The organism is Rhizobacter sp. P2_H2 (assembly GCF_056403375.1).
The window spans coordinates 1-3,570 of sequence record NZ_JBFUFP010000558.1 but is presented as its reverse complement, the minus strand read 5'-3'; the positions used below and the strand labels follow the sequence as shown (position 1 = coordinate 3,570).

General features: G+C 66.7%; 4 protein-coding genes and 1 tRNA gene. All 5 read right to left on the bottom strand.

Features of this window, described 5'->3' with window-relative positions:
• On the bottom strand, window positions 1-1,818 hold a 1,818-nt coding region (locus AC1D15_RS22410), incomplete at its 3' end, for a PAS domain-containing sensor histidine kinase (protein WP_477827700.1).
• 127 nt (window positions 1,819-1,945) lie between these two features.
• Window positions 1,946-2,128 carry a hypothetical protein gene (locus AC1D15_RS22405; RefSeq protein ID WP_465112584.1) on the bottom strand — a complete coding sequence of 61 codons (183 nt, stop codon included), beginning with the start codon at window positions 2,126-2,128 and terminating at the stop codon, window positions 1,946-1,948.
• Window positions 2,115-2,414, bottom strand: a complete 300-nt coding sequence (locus AC1D15_RS22400; protein ID WP_156155163.1) for a hypothetical protein — start codon at window positions 2,412-2,414, stop codon at window positions 2,115-2,117. The genes AC1D15_RS22405 and AC1D15_RS22400 overlap by 14 nt, the downstream gene beginning before the upstream one ends.
• 80 nt (window positions 2,415-2,494) lie before the next feature.
• Window positions 2,495-2,569, bottom strand: a tRNA-Val gene (locus tag AC1D15_RS22395).
• Between the two features lie 67 nt (window positions 2,570-2,636).
• Window positions 2,637-3,570, bottom strand: a 934-nt coding sequence (locus AC1D15_RS22390) for an ACT domain-containing protein (protein ID WP_477827699.1), incomplete at its 5' end; no start/stop codon positions are given.

Here is a 3,570-nt window from a genome sequence, read left to right as displayed (position 1 = left end):
GGACAAGATCGCACACGTCCCTTCGCCACAGACGCTGCTGATGACGAGCGTGCCTCCCATCATCTCGGTGAGTTGCCTCGACAGGACGAGCCCGATGCCGGTCCCCTCCACGGTGGAGGATTCAGCCCCCAGGCGGTTGAACGGTTCGAAAAGGCGCGCGAACCGGTCGGCAGCGATGCCGCGCCCTGTGTCGACGATCCTCACGACGCAGTCGGCGCCGCAGACCTCCCAGGTCAGCGTGACGCGACCACCCGGCTTGTTGTACTTGACGGCGTTGCTCAGCAAATTGACGAGCACCTGCCGCAGGCGAACCGGGTCCGCCTTGACTTCGATGTCCTTCGCGCGCGCTGCTGCCAGGATGCCTGCCTCGGCATCGATGTGCCCCGAGACGGCGGCGGACAGGAAGATTTCGATGCCGGCTGCCGTCACCAGGGGCGACACCATCGTGGCGGCTTCCTCGACCACCTGAAGCAGTCGCACGGCCTGCGTCGAGACCGCAACCCCCCCAGACTCGATTCGTGAGAGATCGAGCACATCGTTGACGAGCGCCAGCAGGTGGGCACCGGAATTCTCGATGTACTGAACACGTTCGAGCTGGCTGACGGATAGCGGCCTGGAGGCGTCCATCCGGAGCAGCTTGGAGAAACCGATGACCGCGTTCAGCGGTGTGCGCAACTCGTGGCTCATGCGCGAGAGGAACTCGGTCTTCGCTCGGTTGGAGGCCTCCGATGCTTCGCGGGCGCGTCGCTCGATGTCTGCCGATCGCCTCGCCGTCACGTCTCGCAATACGATCGTCGTCAGCGCTGAACGCTCGGTTTCCAGTCGCGAGAGTGACGCCTCGGCCGGAAACCCGGCGCCATCCTCACGCGCTCCCTCGAGCTCCAGAAGGGACTCGGACGTCGTCGGCACCAGGGGGACGGCCGCCCCGTCCGGCAGCCTCACGAACCTGTCGACCGATGTCCCCAACGCCTCGGCGGCGCCCACGCTGAAGAGTCTTTCAGCGGCACGATTGAAGAGGACCACCGTTCGCTGCTCGTCCACCGTCACGACGCCGTCGGTCACCGCATCGATCAGTCGCTCCATGCGGAGCTCGGTCGCCGCCTGGAGACGGGCGCTGCGGCGGATGAAGATGAGCCCGGAGACCGTCAGCAAGAGGGCGATGAAGGCATTGAGGCCCAACAGCAGCTTCTGGGTCGTTCTGGACGCTTCGCCCAGCTGGAGCGAGAACGCGCTGGTGAGTCGAGTGAGCCGTTCGTTCAGCTCCGGGCCCCTGCGGCGCATCTCGTCGACCTCTGCGGATCGAGGATCGCCTGCGAGGATTCGCTGCCGCGCACGGTCGACCAGGCCGCGCATCTCTTCGATCGTCCGATCGCCCTCCGTCCAGGTCGCGATGGGCGTGGATATGAAGGAAACGTGCTGGAACAAGCGAAACATGCGGATGAGGCCGTCGATATCGCCCGGGTGATTGCCGCCCTCCAGAAACCCACGCCTCGCGGCGGCGATGTCCGGCTCTGCCTGTTGGAGCGCCTCGCGAGCGGCGCGATCGCCAAGCGAGTTCGCAAGCGCCGACATGAAGTGCTGGTAGTCCGCCTCGCGGTGCCCTTCGGCATAGTCCAGGAGGTAGAGCTGCGCGTCCCTCTGCCCCTTGGAGTAGAGGCTCTCCCCCGTGATGTAGGCTCGAACCGTGGAAAGCATCTGGATGCTGAACGCCGCCACCGACGCCTGCAGGAGGGTCATCGCGACGAAGACGGCGATGATCGGCCCGTGGCGCGGCATGTGTGCCTTGCGTGCGGCGCCCGGCGCCGGCGTCCCTTTCATGGAGAGCGCGCCGACGGATGCGCCGAGCGACGGACGCTGCGACCAGCCTGTTCGATATCGAACATGAGACGGACCACCCCCTGGGCCTGGCCCTGATTGCCCAGGGCCACTCAGCACGAGCCGTACCTTAGTTGGGGTGCCTCTGATCGGTTGCAAGGGCCGCTGGGTGCGCGCCGCTCTCGCACAGCGCTTTCAGTGTTCCCAGTGCCTTCGGCCAGGTTTCCACCATGCCCTCGAACTCATCGGTCATGTCCTGGTCGACCGTGAGCAGCGGATTCGCTGGCCGATCCGGCCCGTCAGGATTCGACATCGCCCTGCACCGGCTCCTCCGGATCGAACGGCTGCACGCCCAGCCGCGCGACACCCTGGTCGACGCGCGCCGTGAGCTTCGCGAGCTTGCGCTGCAGGTCTTTCCAGTTGCGGATGCCCTCGTTCACCGGGTCCATCGGGTAGTAGACCTTGTTGCCCTTGGGCCTGGCAGCCGACAGCGCGAAGCGCACGAGGTCGTTCAGCTCGAACGCCAGCTCAGTCATCTGCGCGTGCGTCTCGGCCACGTGGGCGTCGATCAGTTCGCGGCGGCGCGGGGTCATCTCCATGAAGGATCTCCTGGGCCCTGGGCGGACCATAGAAAAAGGGCCTGTCCCTTTCGGAACAGGCCCTGATTTCCAGACGTTTTTGGTGGGCGATGAGAGGGTCGAACTCCCGACATCCTCCACGTCAAAGAGGCGCTCTACCACTGAGCTAATCGCCCGAGTCCATGACTATAGCATTAGTTTTTCGGCAGCTGGCTGGCATCGAAATTTTCTTCATCGGCCGACTCACTTTCTGCGTGCACTTCGCACGCCGCCGATGCGGTCCACCGCCGCCAGCACCTGGTTCAGCCGCGCCGAATCGGCGACCTCGACGGTGAAGGTCATCCACGCGGTGCCGCCGCGCACGTCCTTCACCGATTGCGTGTTGACGCCGGTCACGTTCATCTTCTCCTTCGCGAACACTTCGGAGATGTCGCGCAGCAGGCCCTGCCGGTCGGCCGCCTCGACCAGCACGTCGACCGGGTACAGCGAGGGCTTGTCGCCGCGCCGCTCGCCCCAGGTGACCTGGATCACCCGCTCCGGGCTGCGCGCGGCCATCTGCCGGAAGTTGCTGCAGTCGGCGCGGTGGATGGCCACGCCGCGCCCGCGCGTCACGTAGCCGCCGATCGCATCCGGCGGCGCCGGCCGGCAGCAGCGCGACAGGCTGGTCATCAGCGATTCGACGCCCACCACCAGCACGCCGCCCTTCGGCGCCTCGCCCTCGGGGCGGGTCAGGCGCTGCGTGATCACCGCGTCGGGGTCGGGCTGCGGCTCGGGCGGGCGCAGCAGCGCCTCGATGTTGCGCAGCGAGAACTCGTCCTTGCCGACCACCTCGAACAGCGCCTCGGCATGGCGGAAGCCGAGCTGCGCCGCCAGGTCGTCGAGCTTCATCGAGGTCCTGCCCTCACGCTGCAGCAGCTTCTCGACCGCCTCGCGGCCGCGCGCGATGGTGTCGCGCAGCGCGAGCGCATTGAACCAGGCCCGCACCTTGGCCTTCGAGCGCGAACTCTGCAGGTAGCCCAGGTTGTCGTTCAGCCAGTCGAGCGACGGCCCGCCTTCCTTGATCGTCGTCACCTCGACGGTCTGGCCGCTCTGCAGCCGGGTGTTCAGCGGCACCATCGTGCCGTCGACCTTGGCGCCGCGGCAGCGGTGGCCGAGGTCGGTGTGCACGGTGTACGCG